25 protein-coding genes are annotated in these 23515 nt (G+C 70.9%); 18 read left to right on the top strand and 7 right to left on the bottom strand.

Annotation, left to right across the window (positions count from 1 at the left end):
• A complete protein-coding gene (locus tag FHU28_RS29080) occupies nucleotides 1-627 on the bottom strand; it encodes a TetR/AcrR family transcriptional regulator (RefSeq protein ID WP_184688045.1) in 627 nt (208 codons plus the stop codon).
• A 125-nt stretch (nucleotides 628-752) separates the two neighbouring features.
• Between FHU28_RS29080 and FHU28_RS29075 the strand changes: the two genes are divergently transcribed.
• Nucleotides 753-1535, top strand: coding sequence for an SDR family NAD(P)-dependent oxidoreductase (locus FHU28_RS29075; RefSeq protein ID WP_184688042.1), 783 nt, complete (start codon nucleotides 753-755; stop codon nucleotides 1533-1535).
• On the opposite strand, the gene FHU28_RS29070 is transcribed toward FHU28_RS29075, so the two are convergent.
• A complete protein-coding gene (locus FHU28_RS29070; RefSeq protein WP_184688040.1) occupies nucleotides 1532-2998 on the bottom strand; it encodes an SDR family oxidoreductase in 1467 nt (488 codons plus the stop codon). The genes FHU28_RS29075 and FHU28_RS29070 overlap by 4 nt on opposite strands.
• Before the next feature lie 35 nt (nucleotides 2999-3033).
• Between FHU28_RS29070 and FHU28_RS29065 the strand changes: the two genes are divergently transcribed.
• From FHU28_RS29065 to FHU28_RS29000, 14 genes are all read left to right on the top strand, one after another.
• Nucleotides 3034-4320 carry a serine hydroxymethyltransferase gene (locus FHU28_RS29065; RefSeq protein WP_184688038.1) on the top strand — a complete coding sequence of 429 codons (1287 nt, stop codon included), beginning with the start codon at nucleotides 3034-3036 and terminating at the stop codon, nucleotides 4318-4320.
• On the top strand, nucleotides 4317-4754 hold the full coding sequence (locus tag FHU28_RS29060) for a Cg1360 family ATP-synthase-associated protein (protein ID WP_184688036.1): 438 nt from the start codon (nucleotides 4317-4319) through the stop codon (nucleotides 4752-4754). Before FHU28_RS29065 ends, FHU28_RS29060 begins: the two co-directional genes overlap by 4 nt.
• Before the next feature lie 159 nt (nucleotides 4755-4913).
• A complete protein-coding gene (locus FHU28_RS29055) occupies nucleotides 4914-5135 on the top strand; it encodes a hypothetical protein (protein ID WP_184688034.1) in 222 nt (73 codons plus the stop codon).
• Between the two features lie 42 nt (nucleotides 5136-5177).
• On the top strand, nucleotides 5178-5957 hold the full coding sequence (gene atpB / locus FHU28_RS29050; protein ID WP_184688032.1) for a F0F1 ATP synthase subunit A: 780 nt from the start codon (nucleotides 5178-5180) through the stop codon (nucleotides 5955-5957).
• A 93-nt stretch (nucleotides 5958-6050) separates the two neighbouring features.
• Nucleotides 6051-6275 (top strand): ATP synthase F0 subunit C, encoded by a 225-nt coding sequence (gene atpE, locus FHU28_RS29045; RefSeq protein ID WP_018789141.1) that lies wholly within the window; start codon nucleotides 6051-6053, stop codon nucleotides 6273-6275.
• A 29-nt stretch (nucleotides 6276-6304) separates the two neighbouring features.
• Entirely contained in the window at nucleotides 6305-6832 is a 528-nt protein-coding gene (locus FHU28_RS29040) for a F0F1 ATP synthase subunit B (RefSeq protein ID WP_018789140.1), read from the top strand.
• Nucleotides 6832-7653: a F0F1 ATP synthase subunit delta gene (locus FHU28_RS29035; protein WP_184688030.1), complete on the top strand. Its 822-nt coding sequence runs from the start codon at nucleotides 6832-6834 to the stop codon at nucleotides 7651-7653. Before FHU28_RS29040 ends, FHU28_RS29035 begins: the two co-directional genes overlap by 1 nt.
• Before the next feature lie 85 nt (nucleotides 7654-7738).
• On the top strand, nucleotides 7739-9388 hold the full coding sequence (gene atpA / locus FHU28_RS29030; RefSeq protein WP_184688028.1) for a F0F1 ATP synthase subunit alpha: 1650 nt from the start codon (nucleotides 7739-7741) through the stop codon (nucleotides 9386-9388).
• Between the two features lie 4 nt (nucleotides 9389-9392).
• On the top strand, nucleotides 9393-10322 hold the full coding sequence (locus FHU28_RS29025; RefSeq protein ID WP_030504728.1) for a F0F1 ATP synthase subunit gamma: 930 nt from the start codon (nucleotides 9393-9395) through the stop codon (nucleotides 10320-10322).
• The gene (atpD, locus tag FHU28_RS29020) at nucleotides 10322-11767 is read left to right on the top strand and encodes a F0F1 ATP synthase subunit beta (RefSeq protein WP_184688026.1); all 1446 of its coding nucleotides are present in this window, start codon (nucleotides 10322-10324) and stop codon (nucleotides 11765-11767) included. The genes FHU28_RS29025 and atpD overlap by 1 nt, the downstream gene beginning before the upstream one ends.
• A 214-nt stretch (nucleotides 11768-11981) precedes the next feature.
• Entirely contained in the window at nucleotides 11982-13127 is a 1146-nt protein-coding gene (locus FHU28_RS29015) for an LCP family protein (RefSeq protein WP_184688024.1), read from the top strand.
• Nucleotides 13128-13236: 109 nt separating this feature from the next.
• Nucleotides 13237-13515, top strand: coding sequence for a F0F1 ATP synthase subunit epsilon (locus FHU28_RS29010; RefSeq protein ID WP_073828657.1), 279 nt, complete (start codon nucleotides 13237-13239; stop codon nucleotides 13513-13515).
• Between the two features lie 12 nt (nucleotides 13516-13527).
• The gene (locus tag FHU28_RS29005; protein ID WP_184688022.1) at nucleotides 13528-13983 is read left to right on the top strand and encodes a DUF2550 domain-containing protein; all 456 of its coding nucleotides are present in this window, start codon (nucleotides 13528-13530) and stop codon (nucleotides 13981-13983) included.
• A gap of 1004 nt (nucleotides 13984-14987) precedes the next feature.
• The gene (locus FHU28_RS29000; RefSeq protein ID WP_184688020.1) at nucleotides 14988-15563 is read left to right on the top strand and encodes a hypothetical protein; all 576 of its coding nucleotides are present in this window, start codon (nucleotides 14988-14990) and stop codon (nucleotides 15561-15563) included.
• 138 nt (nucleotides 15564-15701) lie between these two features.
• Here FHU28_RS29000 and FHU28_RS28995 read toward each other — a convergent pair whose 3' ends face one another.
• Nucleotides 15702-16274, bottom strand: coding sequence for a cob(I)yrinic acid a,c-diamide adenosyltransferase (locus tag FHU28_RS28995; protein ID WP_184688018.1), 573 nt, complete (start codon nucleotides 16272-16274; stop codon nucleotides 15702-15704).
• Between FHU28_RS28995 and murA the strand changes: the two genes are divergently transcribed.
• Nucleotides 16273-17694, top strand: a complete 1422-nt coding sequence (murA, locus tag FHU28_RS28990) for a UDP-N-acetylglucosamine 1-carboxyvinyltransferase (protein ID WP_184688016.1) — start codon at nucleotides 16273-16275, stop codon at nucleotides 17692-17694. The two genes, FHU28_RS28995 and murA, sit on opposite strands and share 2 nt — an antisense overlap.
• Nucleotides 17695-17763: 69 nt before the next feature.
• On the top strand, nucleotides 17764-18612 hold the full coding sequence (locus FHU28_RS28985) for a 3-hydroxyacyl-CoA dehydrogenase family protein (protein ID WP_013475365.1): 849 nt from the start codon (nucleotides 17764-17766) through the stop codon (nucleotides 18610-18612).
• A 40-nt stretch (nucleotides 18613-18652) separates the two neighbouring features.
• Here the strand turns inward: FHU28_RS28985 and FHU28_RS28980 are convergent, their stop codons facing one another.
• Complete coding sequence (locus FHU28_RS28980; RefSeq protein ID WP_184688014.1) at nucleotides 18653-19459, bottom strand: alpha/beta hydrolase; 807 nt, start codon at nucleotides 19457-19459, stop codon at nucleotides 18653-18655.
• 55 nt (nucleotides 19460-19514) lie between these two features.
• Entirely contained in the window at nucleotides 19515-20732 is a 1218-nt protein-coding gene (locus FHU28_RS28975) for an MFS transporter (RefSeq protein ID WP_184688012.1), read from the bottom strand.
• Nucleotides 20733-20850: 118 nt separating this feature from the next.
• Here FHU28_RS28975 and FHU28_RS33155 point away from each other — a divergent pair, with 118 nt between their 5' ends.
• A complete protein-coding gene (locus FHU28_RS33155; RefSeq protein ID WP_221453323.1) occupies nucleotides 20851-21744 on the top strand; it encodes an ArsR/SmtB family transcription factor in 894 nt (297 codons plus the stop codon).
• An 18-nt stretch (nucleotides 21745-21762) separates the two neighbouring features.
• On the opposite strand, the gene FHU28_RS28965 is transcribed toward FHU28_RS33155, so the two are convergent.
• Together FHU28_RS28965 and FHU28_RS28960 are read right to left on the bottom strand one after the other, a co-directional pair.
• Entirely contained in the window at nucleotides 21763-22608 is an 846-nt protein-coding gene (locus FHU28_RS28965; RefSeq protein WP_116508288.1) for an ABC transporter permease, read from the bottom strand.
• Nucleotides 22605-23453 (bottom strand): ABC transporter ATP-binding protein, encoded by an 849-nt coding sequence (locus FHU28_RS28960; protein ID WP_184688008.1) that lies wholly within the window; start codon nucleotides 23451-23453, stop codon nucleotides 22605-22607. Before FHU28_RS28960 ends, FHU28_RS28965 begins: the two co-directional genes overlap by 4 nt.
• Nucleotides 23454-23515 lie beyond the last annotated feature (62 nt).

Below are 23515 nucleotides of genomic sequence, written 5' to 3'. Positions count from 1 at the left end.
TCAGCTCGTCGACCTGCCGTACCGCGCAACCATGGTTCGGACGGCTTCGTCGACGACCGCTGTCGTGCGGTCAGCGGTGACCGTCCAGTCCGGGAGGACCAGGCGCGGCCAGAGCAGGTAATTGGAGATCATCCCGAGGAACTGCGTGGCGGCCATCTCCGGGTCGGCGATGTCCGCGGCTCCCGCCTCGTGCTCGGTCACGAGGTAGAGCCGGACGGACTCGAAGTACGGCAGTTTGCCCTGGGAGAAATGCGCTCTGGCCAGTTCGGGAAAGCGTGGCAGTTCGGCGATCACGATGCGGAACAGGTCGGTCATCTCCGGCTGGCTCAACAGCGTCGCGTAGCGCCGCCCGAGAACCGTCAAGCCCGCCGCCAGGTCACCGGGGGGCGGCACGTCGGCCACGTCGTTCCTGGCCCACGAGTCGATGACGATGGCATCGAACAGTGCTGCCTTCGTCGGAAACTGCTTGAACAGCGTTGCCTTCGACACGCCGGCACCGGCGGCGACGCGCGCCAGTGATGCCCGGTCGTAGCCCAACTCCAGGAAGAGCTCGGTGGCGGCCTGCACGATCAGCGCGCGCTTTTCCTCCGCCACGCGCTGGTGATAGGCCGACGGCGCTGGGGTCATGCGGCCATCATAGCGAGGTGAGTGGGTTGACTCACCACTTGCGGGAGGCGTAGCTTCGACGTGGTGAGTCGCCTGACTCACCACCCGGTCCCCGGGTTGTCGTCTCGCACCTACCGGAGGATCCGATGTCCCGCTTCGCCAATCAGACCGTTCTCGTGACCGGCGGCACCGGCGGGCAGGGGGCCAGCCACGTACGCGCCCTGCACGCCGAAGGCGCCAATGTGGTCATCGGCGCCACAAGTGCCGAGCGTGGCGCCGACCTGGCCGCCGAGTTGGGACCCCGGGCACGGTTCGTCCGCCTGGACGTCTCCCGGGAGGAGTCGTGGGCCGCCGCCGTCGCGGAGACCGAGAAGGCATTCGGTGCGCTCACGATCCTGGTCAACAACGCCGGGGTGCAGAACCCGCCGGCCCTCATCGAGTCCACCGACCGGGCCACGTGGGCTCGCATCCTCGACGTCAACCTCACCGGCACGTTCCTCGGCATCAAGGCAGCCGCCCCGGCGCTGCGGCGGGCGGGGGGAGGAGCGATCGTCAACATCGGCTCCACAATGGGCATGGGCGGTACCGCCTTCTACGCGCCCTATGTGGCCAGCAAGTGGGCGGTTCGGGGGCTCACCCGGACCGCCGCCCTTGAGCTGGGCCGCGACAACATCCGCGTCAACGCGATCCACCCGGGCGTGATCGCCACGCCGTTCATCACCGAGCCGGCGGCCGGCAGCGACACCCCGATCGCCGACTTCTACTCGCCCGAGCCGTTCGCCGTCCCGCGACTCGGGCAGCCCGCCGACATCACCGCGCTGTTGTTGTTCCTCACGTCGCCGGACGCGGCCTTCATCACCGGCGCCGAGTACGTCATCGACGGGGGACTGCTCCTCGGCCCCGCGCTGCAGAACGGCTCTCCTTCCTAACTGCCAGGGTTTTCGGCCCCCCGGGCGATGTTGCGGGCCATGCCGCCGAAGACGACGGCGTGGAACGGCGCCACCGAGGCCCAGTAGAGATGGCCGGGCAGGCCGCGCGGAAGGAACACGGCGCGCTGGACGTAGCGGCTGCCGCCGTCCCCGTCCGGCTCGGCGCGCATCTCCAGCCAGGCCCGGCCGGGCAGTCGCATCTCGGCGCGCAGCCGGAGCAGTTCGCCCGGGACGATCTCCTCGACCCGCCAGAAGTCCAGCGCCTCGCCGACCTGGAGCCGGTGCGGGTCGCGCCGGCCCCGGCGCAGCCCGACGCCGCCGATCAGCCGGTCCATCCAGCCGCGCACCGACCAGGCGAGCGGGAACGAGTACCAGCCGTTCTCGCCGCCGACGCCCTCGATGACCCGCCACAGCGCCTCCGGTGGCGCGTCCACCGCCCGCTCCCGCAGGTCGGTGTAGGCGGTGCCACCGGACCAGCGCGGGTCCGAGGGCAGCGGCTCGGCGGGCGCGTCCGGGCCGCTCGCGTTCGACCAGCGCGTCTCCACCTGCGCGTCGCGTACCTTCGTCAGCGCCAGCGCGACCGCCTGGTCGAAGCCGGTCAGCCCCTCGGGCGGGTCCGGCACGTACGCCGCGATGTCGTGCTCGTGCGCCACCGCCTCGTGCACCAGGCTCTCCACCAGCGGCCGGGCGATCGCGTTCGGCACCGGCGTGATCAGGCCGACCCAGTGCGAGGAGAGCGACGGCGTGAGCGGGCGTACCGGCAGGATGACCCGGTGCCGCAGCCCGGCCACCCGGGCGTAGCGCTGCATCATCTCGGTGAAGGTCAGCACGTCCGGGCCGCCGATGTCGAAGGCCCGGTTCACCTCCGGCGGCAGGTGCGCGCATCCGGCCAGGTAGCGCAGCACGTCCCGGACCGCGATCGGCTGGATCCGGTTGCGTACCCAGCGTGGTGTGACCATCGCCGGCAGCCGCTCGGTCAGGTACCGCAGCATCTCGAACGAGGCCGAGCCGGATCCGATGATCACCGCGGCGCGCAGCACCGCCGTCGGCACGCCGCTGTCCAGCAGGATCCGCGCGACCTCCGCCCGGGAGCGCAGGTGCGCCGACGGCAGGCCGTCGCGCTCCGCCGGCTCCGGCCCGCCGAGGTACACGATCCGGCGTACGCCCGCGGCGCGCGCCGCCTCGGCGAAGTTGGTCGCCGCCTCCCGGTCGGCCGCCTCGAAGCCGCGCTGCCCGAGCGAGTGGACCAGGTAGTACGCGACCTCCACGCCCTCGAACGCGGACGGCAGCGTCTCCGGGCGGCGCAGGTCGCCCTCGACGACCTCCGCGTCGGCCGCCCAGGGCACGTCCCGCAGCCGCCCGGCCGTGCGGGCCAGGCAGCGTACGGTGTGGCCCTCGGCCAGCAGCCGGGGCGCGAGGCGCCCGCCGATGTAGCCGGTCGCGCCGGTGACGAGGCATCTCACGGTCTCCAGTCTGCGGCTCCGTAGACTCCTTCGCTGTGGAGAACGCGAGGGACACCTTCTGGGGGCCGGACTTCCAGCAGCTCAGTACCGTCGACCCGGAGATCGCCGAGGTGGTGCTGGGGGAGCTGGACCGGCTGCGCGGCGGCCTGCAACTGATCGCCAGCGAGAACCTCACCTCGCCCGCGGTGCTGGCCGCGCTCGGCTCCACCCTCACCAACAAGTACGCCGAGGGCTACCCGGGCCGGCGCTACTACGGCGGCTGTGCCGAGGTGGACCGCGCCGAGGAGCTGGGCATCGCCCGGGCCAAGGACCTGTTCGGCGCCGAGCACGCCAACCTCCAGCCGCACTCCGGCGCGAGCGCCAACCTGGCCGCGTACGCCGCCCTGGCGCAGCCGGGCGACACGGTGCTGGCCATGGACCTGCCGCACGGCGGGCACCTGACGCACGGCAGCCGGGTGAACTTCTCCGGCAAGTGGTTCCACCCGGTCGGCTACACCGTCCGGCCGGACACCGAGACGATCGACTACGACGAGGTGCGTGACCTGGCCCGGGCGCACCGGCCGAAGCTGATCATCTGTGGCGCGACCGCGTACCCCCGGCTCATCGACTTCGCCCGGTTCCGCGAGATCGCCGACGAGGTCGGCGCGTACCTGATGGTGGACGCCGCCCACTTCGTCGGCCTGGTGGCCGGCGGCGCGATCCCGTCCCCGGTGCCGCACGCCGACGTGGTCACCGCGACCACGCACAAGGTGCTGCGCGGCCCGCGCGGCGGCATGATCCTGTGCCGGGAGCCGCTGGCCGCGCGGATCGACAAGGCGGTCTTCCCGTTCACCCAGGGCGGCCCGCTGATGCACGCGGTGGCGGCCAAGGCGGTCGCGCTGCGCGAGGCCGCGCAGCCGGAGTTCCGCACGTACGCCGCCCAGGTGGTGACGAACGCGCGGGCGCTCGCCGACGGTCTGGCCGCGGAGGGCCTGCGGCCGGTCTCCGGTGGCACCGACACCCACCTGGCGCTGCTCGACCTGCGCGAGACGGGCGTGACCGGCGCCGAGGCCGAGGCCCGCTGCGAGGCCGCCGGCATCGCGCTCAACAAGAACGCCATCCCGTACGACCCGCAGCCGCCGCTCGTCGCCTCCGGCATCCGGGTGGGTACGCCGAGCGTGACCACCCAGGGCATGCGCGAGGGGGAGATGGGACGGATCGCCGGGCTGATCGCGCGCGCGGTACGCACCGATCCCGGCGCTCCCGGTGGCGTCGACACGCTGGCCGGGGTGGCCCGCGAGGTCACCGAGCTGGTCGCCGCCTTCCCGGCGTACCCCCGATGACGGCGCCACGGGCGGGTGAGCCCGGCGCGATCCGGGCCCGGCTGGACCATCTGCGGCTACCGTTGCTGGCATGCGCGGCACTCGCGGTGGTGGGGGTGCCGGCGGCGGCGTTGCTGCGCGGCGCGACCGGGGCGGCCGGCTTTGCGGCCGGGGTGGCGCTGGTGATCGTCAGCTACCTGATCTCCAGCCTCTCGGTGGCCTGGGCGGACGCCATCCACCCTCGGATGATCATGTCGGTGGGCCTGGTCACCTACGCCACCAAGATCGTGATCCTGGGCGTGGTGATGGCCGCCGTGGCGGCCACCGGCTGGCCCGGCCTGCCGGACATGGGCGTGGCGATCATCGCGGCCGTGGTGGTGTGGACCGGCGCCCACCTGACCTGGGCGATGAGGTCCCCGCTGCCCACATTCGAGCGCCGCGACGACAGCGAGTGACTTTGCTGAATCGTGTCCGGTACGGCGGGTGCCCTGACGGGCGCGACAGGAGTACCGTGGCGTGAGGTTGACGCGCCCGCAGTACGGCCCGCACGCTGTCCGCAGTGTGGGGGGTGCCGCACATCCCCGCGCGCCCCTGCTGATATTGTTCGCCACGTCATGGCCGATGACCCCCACTCCCGCAAGTCCGACGAGCACTCGTCGGAGGGTGTGGCAGGTGCCGTCGTGGGTTACCTGCTCGCCGGCATTCTGATGTGGGGTGGCCTCGGCTGGTTGGCGGAACAGTTCCTCGGTCTGCCAGCCGGCATCGGGGTCGCCGTCGGCATGATGCTCGGCGCGGCCGGGGCGATCTACCTGATCATGAAGAGGCTCAGTGCCTGAGTTCCGGCACGCGCGGGTCTGTTGAGTGCGGAGGATGACACGGTGAGCGGACAGCTGGTCGTCGCCCAGGACCTTCCCTGGCCCCCCAGCGTCGGGGATTTCTACCCGCCGGACGTGGCCGGCCCCTGGGTCACCAAGTTCAGCATCATGATCTGGATCGCCGTCGCGCTGCTGATCGTCTTCTTCGTGACCGCGTACCGGAAGCCGAAGCTGGTGCCGGGCAAGGGCCAGTGGGCCGCGGAGGCGGTCTACGGGCTCGTCCGGGACAACATCGCCCGTGAGCAGATGGGCAACGCTGGCATCCGCTTCGCGCCCTACCTCACCGTGCTGTTCAGCTTCATCCTGCTGACCAACATCTTCAGCATCGTGCCCGGCCTGCAGATCTCGCCGAACTCGCACATCGCGTTCCCGATCGTGCTCGCCGCCATCTCGTACGTCATGTACAACTACGTCGGCATCCGCAAGCACGGCCTCGGCAAGTACCTCAAGCAGAGCCTCATCCTGCCCGGCGTGCCGTGGCCGATGCACTTCCTGCTGATTCCGATCGAGTTCCTGCAGAACTTCGTCGTCCGCCCGGTCACCCTGGCACTGCGGCTCTTCGCCAACATGTTCGCCGGCCACCTGCTCCTGCTGGTCTTCACCGTCGGCGGCTTCGTGATGCTCGGGTCGAGCAGCATCTTCGTCCAGGCGACCTCGGTCTTCTCCTTCGCGATGGCGATCGTGATGGCCTTCTTCGAGGCGCTGGTGGCGGTGCTGCAGGCATACGTCTTCGTCACGCTGAGCGCCAACTACATCGGCACGTCGCTGGCCGACGAGCACTGAGATCCGGCTCGGCGGGCACCCGGCCCGGCCAAGCATCTGGTACCGACCGCGTACACGTGAGCCCTCACGTGTGAACTAGGAGGAATACCCGCAATGAACGTTCTTGCCGAGATCGGTGGCAACGTCAACACCATCGGCTACGGCCTCGCCGCCATCGGCCCCGGTATCGGTGTGGCTCTGGTCTTCGCGGCCTACATCCAGTCGAGCGCCCGCCAGCCCGAGTCGGCCGGCTACAACCGCACCTGGCTGGTGCTGGGCTTCGCCCTGGTCGAGGCGCTGGCGCTGTTCGGCCTGGTGCTCGCCTTCGCCGTTAGCTGACGCGAGCTCTCCCGACCCGGAGGTCTGACATGTATCTCGCCGCCGAAGGCGCGCACAATCCGATCTTGCCGATCTGGCAGGAGATGGTCGTCGGAACGATCTCCTTCGCCCTGCTCGTCTTCGTCCTGCTGAAGTTCGTCATGCCCCGTATGGAGGCGATGTACCAGGCGCGGGTCGACGCGATCGAGGGTGGCATCAAGCGCGCCGAGGCGGCCCAGGCCGAGGCGAACCAGCTGCTCGAGCAGTACCGGGCCCAGCTCGCGGAGGCGCGTACCGACGCCGCCAAGATCCGCGACGACGCGCGGGCCGACGCCGACGGCATCCGGCAGGACATCCTCGCCAAGGCGCGTGAGGAGTCCGACCGGATCATCGCCGCCGGCAAGGAGCAGCTCGCCGCCGAGCGGGCCACCATCGTGCGCGAGCTGCGCACCGAGGTGGGCACCATCGCGGTGGACCTGGCCAGCAAGATCGTCGGTGAGTCGCTCGCCGACGAGGCGCGTCGCAAGGGCACCGTCGACCGGTTCCTGAGCGATCTCGAGAGCACGGGGGCCCGCTGATGCAGGCCGCCAGCCGGGAGTCGTACCGGGCCGGGGCCGAGCGCCTCGACGCGTACGTCCGCGGCGCGGAGCCGTCGGCGGTGGCCTCCACCGCCGACGACATCCTCTCCGTCGCCACCCTGCTGCGGCGTGAGCCGCGGCTGCGCCGGGCGCTCTCCGACCCGGCCCGGACCGGCGCCGACCGGTCCGGCCTGCTCGGTGACATGCTGCGCGGCCGGATCGGCGCGGAAGCGCTCGACCTGCTCGCCACGCTGGTCTCCGGCCGCTGGTCGGTCCCGTCCGAGCTGCTCGACGGTGTCGAGCGCCTCGGCGTGGAAGCGCTGCTCGCCAGCGCGGACCTGTCCGGAGACCTGGGCGAGGTGGAGGACGAGCTGTTCCGCTTCGGGCAGGTCGTCGGTGGTTCCGCCGAGCTGTCGAACGCGCTCTCCGACCCGATGGCCTCGGTCGAGCGCCGGGCCGAACTGGCCCGGCAGTTGCTCTCCGGCAAGGCCCAGCCGGTCACCGTCAGCCTCGTCGAGGCCGCGCTCGCCGGTTTCGGGGGACGTTCCTTCACCGGTGCGCTCACCCGGCTCGTCGAGCTGGCCGCCGACCGGCGGGACCGTCAGGTCGCGTACGTGACCGTGGCGGCCGCGCTGACCGAGGACGAGGAGCGACGCCTCGGTGCCCGCCTCTCGGAGATGTACGGTCGGGAGGTCTCCGTCAAGCAGACGGTCGACCCCGACGTGCTCGGCGGAGCGCGCGTACAGGTCGGCTCCGACCTGTACGACGGCACCGTCCTGCGCCGCATCAACGAGACCCGCAACGCGCTCGCGAAGCGCTGACCAGCGTCTTAGCAGCCCTGATTCGACGCCATCGGACCGGTCGGTACTAGGTATCCCGGGCCCCTGATACTTAAGGAAGCAGAGGATGGCCGAGCTGACCATCTCGACGGAGGAGATCCGCGGCGCCCTGGAGCGCTACGTCTCCTCCTACACGGCCGACGTCTCCCGCGAGGAGGTCGGCACCGTCGCCGATGCCGGCGACGGCATTGCCCACGTCGAGGGGCTCCCCTCGACCATGACCAACGAGCTCCTGGAGTTCGAGGACGGCACGCTCGGTGTGGCGCTGAACCTCGACGTCCGGGAGATCGGTGTCGTCGTCCTCGGTGACTTCGGCGGGATCGAAGAGGGTCAGCGCGTCAAGCGCACCGGCCGGGTGCTCTCCGTGCCGGTCGGTGACGCGTTCCTCGGCCGCGTGGTCAACGCGCTCGGCGAGCCCATCGACGGCATCGGTGACATCGCCAACGAGGGCTACCGCGAGCTGGAACTCCAGGCCCCGAACGTGATGTCCCGCAAGTCGGTCGACGAGCCGCTGCAGACCGGCATCAAGGCCATCGACGCGATGACCCCGATCGGCCGCGGCCAGCGTCAGCTGATCATCGGTGACCGGAAGACCGGCAAGACCACTGTCGCGCTGGACACGATCCTCAACCAGCGCGAGAACTGGCGCTCCGGCGACCCGAAGAAGCAGGTCCGCTGCATCTACGTCGCGATCGGCCAGAAGGCCTCCACCATCGCCTCCATCAAGGGGACGCTGGAGGCGGCGGGCGCGATGGAGTACACCACCATCGTCGCCTCCCCGGCCTCCGACCCGGCCGGCTTCAAGTACCTCGCCCCGTACACCGGCTCGTCCATCGGGCAGCACTGGATGTACGGCGGCAAGCACGTCCTGATCGTCTTCGACGACCTGAGCAAGCAGGCCGAGGCGTACCGGGCCGTGTCGCTGCTGCTGCGCCGCCCGCCGGGCCGTGAGGCCTACCCGGGTGACGTCTTCTACCTGCACTCGCGTCTGCTGGAGCGCTGCGCCAAGCTCTCCGACGAGCTGGGTGGCGGCTCGATGACCGGCCTGCCGATCATCGAGACCAAGGCGAACGACATCTCGGCGTTCATCCCGACCAACGTCATCTCCATCACCGACGGCCAGATCTTCCTCGAGACCGACCTGTTCAACCAGGGCGTCCGGCCGGCCATCAACGTCGGCACCTCGGTCTCCCGGGTCGGTGGCGCCGCGCAGGTGAAGCCGATGAAGAAGGTCGCCGGCTCGCTGCGGCTGAACCTGGCCCAGTACCGCGAGCTGGAGGCGTTCGCCGCCTTCGCCTCCGACCTGGACCGGGCCTCCCGGGCCCAGCTGGACCGCGGTTCCCGGCTGGTCGAGCTGCTCAAGCAGCCGAACTACTCGCCGTACCCGGTGCAGGAGCAGGTCGTCTCCGTCTGGGCCGGCACCGAGGGCAAGCTGGACGACGTCCCGGTCGGCGAGGTCCGCCGCTTCGAGTCGGAGTTCCTGCAGTACCTGCGGCACAAGCACGAGGGCGTCCTGGCCTCGATCGCCGACCACAAGTGGGGCGACGACATCATCGCCTCGCTCGACTCGGCCATCGCCGAGTTCAAGCAGCTCTTCCTGGGCAAGGAGGACGAGGTCCGGATCAACGAGGCGCCGGCCAAGCCGTTGGAGGGTGAGCAGTCCCGCGAGACGGTGACCCGCCTGCGCGACGGCGTCGACCGCCCGGCCGAGAGCTGATCCGATGGCCGCCCAGGTACGCGTTCTCCGGCAGCGGATTCGTTCCGCCAAGGGGATGAAGAAGATCACCAAGGCGATGGAGCTCGTCGCGACGAGCCGCATCGCCAAGGCCCAGGCCAAGGTGGCGGCCTCGCTGCCGTACGCCGAGGCGATCACCGGCGTGCTGACGGCGCTGGCCTCGAACGCGCGGATCGACCACCCGCTGCTCACCCCGCGCGAGCGGGTGCGGCGGGCGGGCGTCCTGCTGGTGACGGCCGACCGGGGTCTGGCCGGTGGGTACAGCTCGAACGCGATCCGGACCGCCGAGTCGCTGATCGCCCGGCTGCGCGCCGACGGCAAGGAGCCGGTGCTCTACGTCATCGGCCGCAAGGGCGTGGCGTACTACCGGTTCCGCAGCCGGCAGATCGCCGGAAGCTGGACCGGCTTCTCGGAGCAGCCGACGTTCGCCGATGCCCGCGAGGTCGGTGACACGCTGATCAAGGCGTTCACCGCCGGCGCGGACGACGTGGACGGGGATGCCGGTGCCGACGGGATCCTCGGCGTGGACGAGTTGCACATCGTCTACACCGAGTTCAAGTCCCTGATGACGCAGAACCCGGTGACCCGGATCATCGGTCCGATGCAGGTCGAGGACCGGCCGCGGACCGAGGGCGCGCTGCCGGCGTACGAGTTCGAGCCGGAGCCGGAGTCGCTGCTCGACGCCCTGCTGCCGAAATACATCAACACGCGGATCTTCGCGGCGTTGCTGGAGTCGGCGGCGAGCGAGTCGGCCGCCCGTCGGCGGGCGATGAAGAGCGCCACCGACAACGCCGAAGAGATGATCGAGAAGTACACGCGCGAGATGAACTCGGCCCGTCAGGCCGGGATCACCCAGGAGATCAGTGAGATCGTCGGCGGCGCGAACGCGCTGGCCGCGTCGGGAAGTGAAGTGTGATGACTGTATCCGCAGTTGAGACCAAGACGGCCACGGGTCGCGTGGTCCGGGTCATCGGCCCGGTCGTCGACGCCGAGTTCCCGCGCGACGCCATGCCGGAGCTGTTCAACGCTCTGCACGTCGACGTGACCCTCTCCGGTGGTGAGAAGACGCTGACCCTGGAGGTCGCCCAGCACCTGGGCGACAACCTGGTCCGCGCGATCTCGATGCAGCCGACCGACGGTCTGGTCCGCGGCACCGACGTGCGTGACACCGGGGCGCCGATCAGCGTGCCGGTGGGTGACGCGGTCAAGGGCCACGTCTTCAACGCGATCGGCGAGTGCCTCAACCTCGCCGAGGGCGAGACGATCGAGGCCGACGACCGGTGGGGCATCCACCGCAAGGCCCCGGCCTTCGCGGACCTGGAGCCGAAGACCGAGATGCTGGAGACCGGCATCAAGGTCATCGACCTGCTCGCCCCGTACGTCAAGGGCGGCAAGATCGGCCTGTTCGGCGGCGCGGGCGTGGGCAAGACGGTGCTCATCCAGGAGATGATCACCCGGGTGGCCCGGAACTTCGGTGGTACCTCGGTCTTCGCCGGCGTGGGTGAGCGCACCCGCGAGGGCAACGACCTCATCGCCGAGATGACCGAGTCGGGCGTCATCGACAAGACCGCGCTCGTCTACGGCCAGATGGACGAGCCGCCGGGCACCCGTCTGCGGGTCGCGCTCTCCGCACTCACCATGGCGGAGTACTTCCGCGACGTGAAGAAGCAGGAGGTGCTGCTCTTCATCGACAACATCTTCCGCTTCACCCAGGCCGGTTCCGAGGTGTCCACGCTGCTCGGCCGTATGCCGAGCGCCGTGGGTTACCAGCCGACCCTGGCCGACGAGATGGGCCAGCTCCAGGAGCGGATCACCTCCGTCCGGGGCCAGGCCATCACCTCGATGCAGGCGATCTACGTGCCCGCCGACGACTACACCGACCCGGCGCCGGCCACCACGTTCGCCCACCTCGACGCGACCACCAACCTGGAGCGGTCGATCTCCGACAAGGGCATCTACCCGGCCGTGGACCCGCTGGCGTCCTCGTCCCGGATTCTCGCCCCGGAGTTCGTCGGCGAGGAGCACTTCGCCGTCGCGACCGAGGTGAAGCGGATCCTGCAGCGCTACAAGGACCTGCAGGACATCATCGCCATCCTCGGTATCGAGGAGCTCTCCGAGGAGGACAAGCTCACCGTCGGCCGCGCCCGCCGGATCGAGCGGTTCCTCTCGCAGAACACGTACGCGGCGGAGCAGTTCACCGGCGTGCCCGGCTCGACGGTCCCGATCTCCGAGACCATCGACGCCTTCCGCCGGATCAGCGAGGGGGAGTTCGACCACTTCCCGGAGCAGGCGTTCTTCATGTGCGGCGGCCTGGAAGACCTCAAGGCCAAGGCCAAGGAGCTGATGGGTGAGGAGGGCTGAGAGCCCGCTCACACAGGCGAGGGCCGTCCCGGCGAAAGCCGGGGCGGCCCTCGCCGTTTCGGGCCACTGCACTACCAGATGCCCGGTTCTCCGGCAAGCGGTTCGCCGGATCGCGCGGTACCGTTCCTGACACGACTTCACATCCCGGCCGTTGATCTCTGCAACCAAACGGACCCCCGCGCCCGTCTCTTACCCGTGGGCGCGACGATTGGAGATGCTCGTGGGCGGTAAGGGCGGCACTGACCGCGGCAAGCGGTCCCGATGGCGCGGCGTGCCCCGGTGGGCCCGCGTCTGCACGATCCTGGGCATCGTCATGGTGGTGCTCAGCGGCTCCGTGCTGATCGGCTCCCGCGCCCTGGTCGCCCGCTACGAGGGATCGGTCGGCAAGGCTGACCTCTTCGGCGACCAGGCCGCCGGCGCCAACGAGAAGAAGAGCAACATCAAGGGCCCGCTCAACATCCTGCTCGTCGGCGTCGACCCGCGTACGTCGACCGCCCGGCCGCTCGCCGACTCGATCATGGTGCTGCACGTGCCAACCAGCATGGACCGGGGTTACCTCTTCTCGCTCCCGCGCGACCTGCGGGTGGACATCCCGGCCTTCCCGAAGGCCGACTACTCCGGCGGCAACGACCGGCTCAACGCCGCCATGTCGCACGGCAGCAACGTGCCGGGGCAGAACCCGAGCACCGCGCAGGGCTTCGAGCTGCTCGGCAAGACCGTGCAGGGGGTCACCGGCATCAAGCGCTTCGACGCCGGCGCGATCATCAACTTCAGTGGCTTCAAGAAGATCGTCGACGCCATGGGCGGCGTCGACATGTACATCGAGCGGGAGGTGCGCTCCGAACACCTCCAGCCGGACGGCACGCCCCGCCAGCTCAGGCCCGGTGGCGGCGGCTACCTCGGGCCGCAGGCGGTGTACAAGAAGGGCAACGCCCACCTCGAAGGCTGGCAGGCGCTGGACTACGTCCGGCAGCGCTACCCGAAGAACGGCGTGCCCGACGGCGACTACGGCCGGCAGCGGCACCAGCAGCAGTTCGTCAAGGCGATGGCGAGCCAGGCGTTCAGCGCCGACGTGGTGACCAACCCGGTCAAGCTCGACCGGGTGTTGCGGGCGGCCGGCAAGTCGCTGGTCTTCAACGGGCGCGGCAACAGCGTGGTGGACTTCGGGCTGGCGCTCAAGGACATCCGCCCCAACGCGATCGAGACGATCAAGCTGCCGGGTGGGTCGATCGGCACCGGCAACGCGTACCGGGGTGAGCAGCTGCTCGAACCGGCGGAGGACTTCTTCACCGCTCTGCGTACCGAACAGCTCGACGCTTTCCTCCTGGAGCACCCCGACTTCATTCAGAAGACCAAGTAGCCTGAGCGGGTGCGGGGCCGTGGTGGTCCGGGTCTCACCACCCGCGTTGGGTGGGCCGCGGGGGCGCGACTAGACTTTCGGCAATCCGCCGCCGCAGCAAGGAGACAGCGTGGCACAGCAGCTTCACGTCGAGCTCGTAGCCGTCGAGGAGAAGGTCTGGACCGGCGAGGCCGAAATGGTCGTCGCGCGGACGACCGAGGGTGAGCTCGGTGTGCTGCCGGGGCACGCACCGCTGCTCGGCCAGCTCGCGGAGCCCAGCCAGGTACGCATCAAGCAGGCCGGTGGCCAGCAGGTCGTCTACGACGTACCCGGCGGCTTCCTGTCGGTGACCGGCGAGGGCGTCACGGTGCTCGCCGAGAGCGCGACCCCCGCCACTCCGGCCCGCTGAGCCGACCCGCCGATGGAGATCGTCGAAGGGTTCGGAATCGGCGTAGCGGTAATCGTCGTCGCCATTCTGATCCTCTTCATCCGGCGGGCACTGTTCACCCGTAGTGGTGGCACCATCCGGCTGAGCGTCCGCGTCTCCACGATGCTCGACGGTCGTGGCTGGTCGCCCGGGTTCGGTCGCTTCGTCGGCGACGAACTTCGCTGGTACCGCATGTTCAGCTTCGCGCTGCGCCCCAAGCGGGTGCTCTCCCGCGAAGGGTTGGCGGTCGAGCGACGCCGGCTGCCCGAGGGCCAGGAGCGCATGTCGATGCCCGCCGAGTGGGTGATCCTGCGCTGTACCAGCCACCACGCGCCGGTCGAGATCGCCATGGCGCGTTCCACGGTCACCGGATTCCTGTCCTGGCTCGAGGCCGCCCCACCCGGGGCGGCCTCGCCGCGTCTGGCCTCCCAGGACTGGCCCGCCGCCTGACCCTGGCCTCACGCTTTCGCCTGTTCGCCTGGCCGTCGTTCGGCCCTGAGTCGCCGGGCTCCCCGCGGTCCCCGCTCCTTGATCGACTCCACCTCGCCGAAGTGGCGGTGTCGCAGCGCCTGGGATACGCCTACCTCCCCGAAGTGGCGGCGCTCCCACACCTTGGTGGGGCCTGGCGAGCTTTTGATCCTCGGTTGGACCCGCTGCCCGGGTCCCGTCCAGTTCGGCTGCGCGTGCTGGGCAGCCCTCTTCTGAGCGTCGATCTTGGAGTTGTGGCGCCCGCGATGCCGGTTTAGCGAGGTTCGCGAGGTGCCACAACTCCAAGATCGTTGAGTCGCCACGGGATCGGAAGGCTCGGGTGGCTCCCGATGCCCGCTACGCCCCGACCTGCTCTCGCCCGGCCGGGTTGATCATGAACTTGGCGGCGCTCGGTGTCCGTTTTGTCGCCGCTAACCTCATGATCAACCCTGTGGTGGGTGCCGGGAGAGGGCCTCTTCAGGGGTGATCAAGGAGTTTGTGGCCCTCGTGGTCGCTGGAGGTGCCGCAATCTCCTTGATCACGGAGCGCAGAGTGAGGTGCCCGGCTGGGCGCGGTGAAGATCTGGCGTGTGTGGGGTGGGTGTCCGGTTCGGGGGGTGGTGGGCGGCACTCTGGTGGCGGAATCGTGGGCAGGTGCGGGGCGTTGTAACCGGGTGAACGACCGAGCAACGGCTCGCTCCCCGAGCGAGGCGGCATCCGCAAGCCGGGAATCATCTCGCCCGGTCGGTCGTTGAGCATGGTTCCGACGACGTGAACCCGCGCCGCCCCGCCGGTGGCGCGAGGTGCCCGGGAATGACGCCGGGCCGCCGGTCGTTGGACATCCTTCCGGCGCCGCGCCGAGGCCCCCCGCGCCCCGCGAGCAGCCGAGATCCCCCGCGAAGACTTCTGTTGAGCGCCTGACGGTGCTCGCACCCGCGCCGAACCCCCTGTCGGTGTGGGCGTCGATCCCCCGAATGGAGCCCCATCATGAACACGATTCTGCGTAAGAGCGTCCTGGGTATTGCTGGTCTGGCCTTCACCGGTGGCGTGTTCGCCGGCCCGGTCGCCGCGCACGCGGCTGACACCACGGCCAACGCCAAGCCGGTCACGGCCACCGTCCAGTCGGACAAGCTGATCCCGCACGGTGTGCAGGGCAACCAGTCGCGCATCGAGTTGAACGACGAGCAGACCGCGAATGTGAAGGCGATCATCGCGGCCACGAAGAAGGCCGGCATGGACGAACGCGCCGCCGTCGTCTCCATCGCCACCGCGTTGCAGGAGTCGAAGCTGGAGAACCTCGGCCACCTCGGTGACCGCAACGACCACGACTCGCAGGGCCTGTTCCAGCAGCGCCCCTCCAGCGGGTGGGGCACGGTCGAGCAGATCACCGACCCCGAATACTCCACCACCGCGTTCCTGAAGGGTCTGAAGCAGGTCGACGGCTGGCAGGACATGCCACTGACCAAGGCCGCCCAGACCGTCCAGGTCTCCGCCTACCCCGACCACTACGCCCAGTGGGAGCAGCAGGCCGCCGACCTCGTCGCCGCACACTGGAACAAGTAACAGACACACGTGAAAGGCCGGCACCCCCAAGACGGGGTGCCGGCCTTTCACGTATCCAAAAGCTCGGCGAGAAGCCGGCCCCGCGAAGGACTGGCCGGCGTCAGGCCGGGTACCCAGCCCTCCACGTGATGCGGATGATCAGCGCTTCCCGCCCGGAACCCATAGCACGTCGCCGTCCGGATTTGCCGTTCTTGACAGGATAAAGAGCAAATCGGAGAGCCGGTTGAGATACTTGGCCGGCAGGGGACTGGTCCGATCGGGGTCGTGTGCGACCAGCGCCCATGCCGCACGCTCGGCGCGCCGGGCGGTCGTCCGTGCCACGTGCAGCAGTGCCGCGCCCGCGGTGCCGCCGGGGAGGATGAAGGAGTCGAGCTTGCTCAGGCGCGCGTTGTACTCGTCGCACCAGCCCTCGAGGCACTCGACGTACTCCTCGGTCACCCGCAGCGGCGGGTACTTCGGGTCCGGCTCCACCGGCGTCGCCAGGTCCGCGCCGACGTCGAACATGTCGTTCTGCACGGATTCCAGCACAGCTCGCAGCTCGTCGGAGAGCTGCCCCAGGGCGAGCGCGACGCCGATCGAGGCGTTGCACTCGTCCACGTCCGCGTACGCGGCGATGCGCGGATCGGTCTTCGGCACCTGCTCGTTGTTGCTCAGCCTGGTCATGCCGGCGTCGCCGGCCTTGGTGTAGATGCGCGTGAGGTGGACGGCCATGACGCACAGCCTACGGATACCCGACCTGACCATCCCGGCCCGGCCGAGCCCGGTAGGGCCGGGGGACGCGGGAGATCCGGCCCTCAACGACGTCGACGTCATCCGGGTACGCGGTGACGCCCGGCTCGCCGGTGCCGTGCACGTGGTGGGTGCGAAGAACTCCGCGCTGAAGCTGATGGCCGCCGCGTTGCTCGCGCCCGGCCGCAGCCTGATCACCAACGTGCCCCGGATCACCGACATCGCGATCATGGGCGAGGTGCTGCGGCGGCTCGGCTGCGGCGTACGTTTCGGCCCGGACGACCCGGTCGACCCGATGGTGGCCCACGGCGGTGTGGAGCGGTCCCGCTCGGTGCTCATCGACGTGCCGGAACGGCCGGGCGCGGAGGCCGACTACGACCTGGTGCGGCGGCTGCGCGCGTCGATCTGCGTGCTCGGCCCGCTGTTGGCCCGCCGGGGGTACGTCCGGGTGGCCCACCCGGGCGGCGACGCGATCGGCTCACGCGGCCTGGACATGCACATCGCCGGGCTGGCCCGGATGGGCGCGGAGATCTCCGGTGAGCACGGCTTCGTCATCGCCGAGGCCCCGGACGGGCTGCACGGCGCCGACATCCTGCTGGACTTCCCGAGCGTGGGCGCGACCGAGAACCTGGTCATGGCGGCGGTGCTGGCCCGGGGCGCCACGACGATCGACAACGCGGCCCGGGAGCCGGAGATCGTCGACATCTGCACGATGCTGAACAACATGGGCGCCCGGATCGAAGGGGCCGGCACGTCGACGCTGCACATCGTCGGCGTACCCGAGCTGCGGCCGGTCCGGCACGCCACGGTGGGGGACCGGATCGTGGCCGGCACCTGGGCGTTCGCCGCCGCGATGACCCGCGGCGACGTGACGGTGACCGGCCTGGACCCGGCGTACCTGGAGGTCGCGCTGGACAAGCTTGTCGCGGCCGGCGGCCTGGTGGAGACCCGGGGCGACGCCTTCCGGGTACGGATGGACGACCGCCCCCGGGCGGTGGACGTGGTGACGCTGCCGTACCCGGGCTTCGCCACCGACCTGCTGCCGATGGCGATCGGGCTGGCGGCGGTCAGCGAGGGCGGCTCGCTGATCACCGAGAACATCTTCGACGGCCGGTTCATGTTCGCCAACGAGATGATGCGGCTGGGCGCGGAGATCCGTACCGACGGCCACCACGCGCTGGTGTGCGGCCGGGAGCGGCTGTCCGGCGCCCCGGTACGCGCGACCGACATCCGGGCCGGCGCCGGCCTGATCATCGCCGGGCTCTGCGCGGACGGGCTGACCGAGGTCTCGCACGTGCACCACGTCGACCGGGGCTACCCGGACTTCGTGGCGGACCTGCGGGCGCTCGGCGTCGAGGTGGAACGCGGCACCGCGCCGGAGGAGCCGGACCTGGCCATCTGACAGCCGGTGCTTATCCGTCGTTAAGTAGGGTTCTGGCAGACGTTGCAGAACACGGCGAGGGAGAAGCAGATGGCGGGTCGACTCGCGGTCGTCGGTGCCGGGCTGATGGGCTCGGGCATCGCCCAGGTGGCGGCGCAGGCGGGCTGGCAGGTGACGCTGCGCGACATCGACGACGCGGCCACGAAGCGGGGCGTGGACGGCATCCGGAAGTCGCTGACGAAGTTCGCCGAGAAGGGCAAGATCGAGGCGTCCGACGTCGAGGCGACGCTGGGCCGGATCACCCCGACCACCGACCTGGAGGCGGCCGCCGACGCGGACATCGTGGTCGAGGCGGTCTTCGAGAAGATCGAGATCAAGCACGAGGTGTTCCGCGCGCTGGACAAGATCTGCAAGGCGGACGCGGTGCTGGCCACCAACACCTCGGCCATCCCGGTGACCCAGATCGCCACCGCCACCGAGCGCCCGGAGTCGGTCGTCGGCACGCACTTCTTCTCGCCGGTGCCGATGATGAAGCTCTGCGAGCTGGTACGCGGCTACAAGACCAGCGACGCGACGATGGACACCGTCAAGTCGTTCGCCGAGGAGATCGGCAAGACGGTGGTGGTGGTCAACCGGGACATCGCCGGTTTCGTCACCACCCGGCTGATCTGCGCGCTGGCGATGGAGGCGGTCAAGCTCGTCGAGTCCGGCGTGATCTCCGCCGAGGACCTGGACACCGCCTGCAAGCTGGGCTTCGGCCACGCCATGGGCCCGCTGGCCACCGTCGACCTGACCGGCGTGGACGTGCTCCTGAACGCGACCCGCAACATCTACACCGACACCGCCGACGAGAAGTTCTTCCCGCCGGAGCTGCTGCAGCGCATGGCCACCGCCGGCGACCTGGGCCGCAAGACCGGCCAGGGCTTCTACTCGTACTGACCGGGCCGTCCCGCCCCCGGCCCGCGCGGCCGGGGGCGGTTCACGTCCGGGGCGGGCTGAGCGCGGCGCCGAGCAGCGCGAACGCGTCCGGGATGACGGTGCCCCAGTAGCCGAAGTTGTGCCGCCCGTCGGCCCAGGCGGCGCGTACCGGCTCCTCGGGCAGCGCCCGGGCCAGCGCCCGGACATCCTTGAGGAAGTTGTCCTGCCGCCCGCACCACAGCCCGACCGGGGTGCCGCGCACCTTCCCGACGCCGGTGAAGACCGCGTCGCCGGGGCTCACCGCGGGGGAGAAGGCCGCCGCCATCCGCAGCCACTTCGGGTACGCCTCGGCGAGCAGCAACGCGCCGAAGCCGCCCATCGACCAGCCCCACACGGCCAGCCGGCTGCTGTCGAAGCCGCGCCGGGCGCACCAGGTGGGCACCTCCTCGCGCACCATCCGCTGCGGGTCGTCGTCGCCCGAGGCACGCCAGGACAGCCGCCCGCCGGTGGCGCCGGCGAGCGCGAACGGTGGGGCGCCCCGGCGTACCGCGTCGGTGAGGAAGCGGGCCAGCCCGAACCGGCCGTAGTCGCGCGGGGTGGCCGACGCGCCGTGCAGCACCAGGCAGACGGGCAGGCCGCGGCCGTCGCCGTACCCGTCGGGCACCGCCGTCCAGAAGTCCACCTCGCGGCCGCGGGCGGCGGAGGCGATGCGGATCATCCGCTCGTCACCGGCGGGCGCGTCCGGCAGGGCCGGTGCCGGACCCGGTCGGGGGCCGGACAGTTGCCGGGCGGCCAGGCCGCCGACCAGGCCGACCCCGGCGAGCCCGGCGGCGGTGAGCGCCGCCCGCCGGGTCAGCGTGTGTGCCATGCGGGCGAGTGTGCCATCCGGTACGCGCCGCGGGGAGCCGCGCGCCGCCTCCGGTTCACGGGGCCGGGCTGGCCGTCGCGGGTCTGCTGCTCGGCTCGCCGCCGTAACGACCCGGGGTGGTGCGCCGCAGTCCGGGGGTGAGCGCGACGGTGGCGGCCAGGGCCACGGCGGCGAGCAACGCGACGGCGTGCGCCGGGGTGGTCAGGTCGGCGAGCGCCCCGGCGAGCGCGGCGCACACCGCCTGCCCGGCGAGCATGCCGTTGCCGTGCAGGCCGAGCACCTGGCCCCGGCTCTCGGGCGGTGAGTGGGCGATCAGCCGTTCCTGCATGGGCAGGGTGGAGGCGTAGCCGACCGAGGCGACGAGCGCGACGGCCATGGCCACCGGCAGCGGCGGCGACAGCAGGATGAGCAGGTACGGCAGGGGGAGCAGCACCCGCAGCGGGTGGAGCCACCGCTCGCGGTGGGCCGGGGTCAGGAACCGCCCGACCACCACGTCCCCGGCCAGCATGCCGAGGGCGGCAGCGGCGAGCAGGAAGCCGGCGCGGCCGGCCGCGTACGGGACGAACAGCGCCTCGCAGCCGACGATCAGGCCGCCCGGTACCCAGAGGTTGAGCAGGAGCGACCGGCGGCCGGGGTGGGCCCAGAGCATCCGGTTCACGTGCAGGGTGCGCGCGACAGTGACCCGCTCGGTGGTCCGGGCCGGACGCTCGGTGAGCCCGAACCATCCCACCGCGGCGGACACCGCCCGCAGGGTCAGGGCGAGCAGGAACACCTGGTACGGGCTCAGCCAGACGAGCAGGACGCCGGCCAGCCCGAACCCGGCGATCTGCATGACGCCGACGCTCGTGTTCATGGTGGCCCGGGCCAGCACGTAGGCGTTCACCGGCACGATGTCGGTGAGCAGCGCCCATTTGGCGCCGCCGGCGACGGAGCCCACGTACGCGTTGACGAAGATGATCGCGAAGCGGGCCCACAGCGGCAGTCCGGGTATCGCCTGGAGCGCCGCCGCGGCGGTGGCGAGCAGGGCGGCGAACGTCATCGCCCGGCGCGGCGGCACGCTGTCCGCGGCGGACAGCAGCGTCAGGCTGCCGAGGACACCGGCCAGCGGCGCCCCGAACATGCTCAGCGCGGTGAGCAGCGCCGAGCCGGTCGACGCGTAGGTCAGGGCGCCCAGGGCGAGCGCCGACGTGGTGTGTGCGGCGATCCCGGCGCAGTTCGCCAGGAACAGGTTGCGGAACTCCCGGACCGCGAACAGTTCTGCGTACGTTCTCACCCGGGCATGGTCGGTGGGCCGTCGGTGGAATCCCTAGAGTTACGTCTGGAGGCGAAACGTGGGCGTCTGGCAGGTGCCGTCCGATCTGGTCGCGCGGAGTCGTTTTACGGTGTCGCCGATGGCCGAGACCGTCGGCGCGCTGAAGGCGCTGCGCCATCCGCACGTCCCCTGGGAGCAGGCCTGGCGACGGCCGCACGTGGACGCGTTCCGGCGGATGCTGGCCGCCCGGCCGGTGGTCCGGGCGCTGGTGGCGGCGTCGTTCAACCTCAGGTGGGTCGCGGACTTCCTCACCATCGCGCCCGCCTCGGGGGACCCGACGTTCGCCGAGGAGCTGGCGGCCGTCGAGCGGTTGTCCGACGAGCGGATCCGGGCCGACCTGCGTGCGACCCGGCCGGGCCCGCTGGCGGCCGAACTGCTGGCGGACGGGCTCACCGGGCAGGTCGTGGAACTCCTCGACTGGATCTGGGCCCACACCGTCGCGCCGGAGTGGCCGGAGCGGGAACGCCGGCTGCGGGCGGACATCGTGGCCCGCACCGCCGCCCTGAGCACGCGCGGCCTGGCCGGGGCGATCGCCGACATCAACCGCAACGTGCGGTGGCTGGGCGACGGCCGCCTCCAGGTGAACGACTACCCGGAGCCGCCGCTGTCCCTGCACGCGGCCGAGCAGCTGGTGTTCGTGCCGGCCCACTGCCGCCGCGGCTGGGTGGTCTGGGACGCGCCGACCCGGTTCGGGATGGTCTATCCGGCGCGCGGGATCCTGGTCGACCCGACCTCACCGGCGCCGGACGGCCTGGCCCGGCTGATCGGCGCGAACCGGGCGGAGATCCTGGCCCGGCTGGACGCGCCGTTGAGCACGTCGCAGCTCGTGGTGGTGACCGGGCTGTCCCTCGGCACTGTCAGCGATCACCTGCGCGTGCTGCTCGATGCGGGCGCGGTCGGCAAGCGGCGGTCCGGGCGCGAGGTGCTCTACTGGCGTACGCCGCTGGGTGCGGCGCTGGTCGACGGCGGATGAGCGAGGGCGGCCCGGTGGTCAGCCGTCGCGCTTGGTGGTCCAGCGGAACGTGGTCAGGCAGAGCACCAGGCCGATGACGCACCAGGCGCCCAGCACCAGCGCGACGGTGCCCAGCTCGAACGAGCCGCCCGGCTCCCGCGCGCCGAAGCTGTCCGGCAGGAAGACCGAGCGCAGCCCCTGGCACATCCACTTGAGCGGGAAGATCGCCGCGACCTGCTGCATCCAGGTGGGCAGGCTGGTGAAGACGAAGAACACGCCGGAGATGAACTGAAGCACCAGCGCGACCGGGGTGACCACTGCCGAGCCGCTGCGGGCGGTGCGGGCCAGCGACGAGATGGCGATGCCGCAGAGCGTGCAGGCGGTGACGCCGAGGACTGAGACCCAGGCGAACGTCAGCCACTTGGCGGTGGTCTGCGGCAGGTCCAGGTCGAACATCGCCACCGAGACGGCGAGCAGCAGCACGGTCTCGGCGATGCCGATGGCCACCACCATGATCACCTTGCCGGCGAACCAGACCCACTTCGGCATCGGCGTACCGCGGTAGCGCTTGAGTACGCCCCGGTCCCGCTCGATCGGGATCCAGATGCCGAGGTTCTGGAAGCTGACGGTCATCAGGCCCGTCGCGATCATGCCGGTGATGAAGTACTGCGTGTAGCTGACCCCGGGCGCGATCTCGTCGCTGAAGATCGCCGCGAAGATCAGGATCATGATGATCGGGAAGCCCATCGTGAACACGACGGACTCCCGGCTGCGCAGGAACTGGGTGATTTCCAGCCGCCCCTGGCGCAGCGCCAGCGCGCCGGCGCCGGGCCGCCGGGCCGCGGCGGCGGTGACCGGCGCCGCGGGGTTCGTCGTGGTGGTCATGAGTGTCCGATCATCCGCAGGTAGACGTCTTCCAGGGTCGGCCGGGTCACGGTGAGGCCGGGTACCTCGCCGCCGAAGCGCGCGGCCAGGTCGGCCACCAGCGCCGTCGGCGTCGCGGTCTCCGCCGAGGCCGGCGTTCCGTCCGGGGTACGCCAGGAGACGGTCGCCAGCGACTCCTGCCGGTTGCCCAGCCGGTTCGGCGGCGCGACCTCGATCACCCGGCCGGCGGCGATCACGCCGACCCGGTCGGCGAGCGCCTCGGCCTCGTCCAGGTAGTGGGTGGTGAGCACGATCGTGGTGCCGGCGGCGGACAGGTCCCGGATCAGCTCCCAGAACTCGCGCCGGGCCTCCGGGTCGAAGCCGGTGGTCGGCTCGTCGAGGAAGAGCAGCTCGGGGCGGCCGATGATGCCCAGCGCCACGTCGAGGCGGCGCTTCTGCCCGCCGGAGAGCGTGTGCGTACGCGCCCTGGCCTTGGCGCCCAGCCCGACCCGCTCGACCACCTTGTCCGGGTCGTCGGCGCCCGGGTAGAAGCCGGAGAAGTGGCGGACCACCTCGATGACGCTGAGCTCGTCGAACTCGCCGGTGCCCTGGAGCACGATGCCGACCCGGGAGCGCCAGCCGGCGTCGGGGTGGGCGGGGTCGGCGCCGAGGACGCGTACCTCGCCGGCGTCGCGCTGCCGGTAGCCCTCCAGGATCTCGACCGTGGTGGTCTTGCCGGCGCCGTTCGGGCCGAGCAGGGCGAACACCTCGCCCCGGTGGACGTCCAGGTCCACCCCGGCCACGGCGACGTTGTCGCCGTACGCCTTGCGCAGCCCTCGCACGGAAATCGCGAGCTCGTTCTCCATGCCGTCAAGTGTGCGTCGTGCGGTCGCCCGTTCCACTGCCGGGTCAGCTATATACGCGAGGT

Origin of the sequence: Micromonospora echinospora, from assembly GCF_014203425.1 — a bacterium.
Lineage (GTDB): Bacteria > Actinomycetota > Actinomycetes > Mycobacteriales > Micromonosporaceae > Micromonospora > Micromonospora echinospora_A.
The sequence above is the reverse complement of the archived record's forward strand: the minus strand, read 5'-3'. Positions and strand labels throughout refer to the sequence as shown.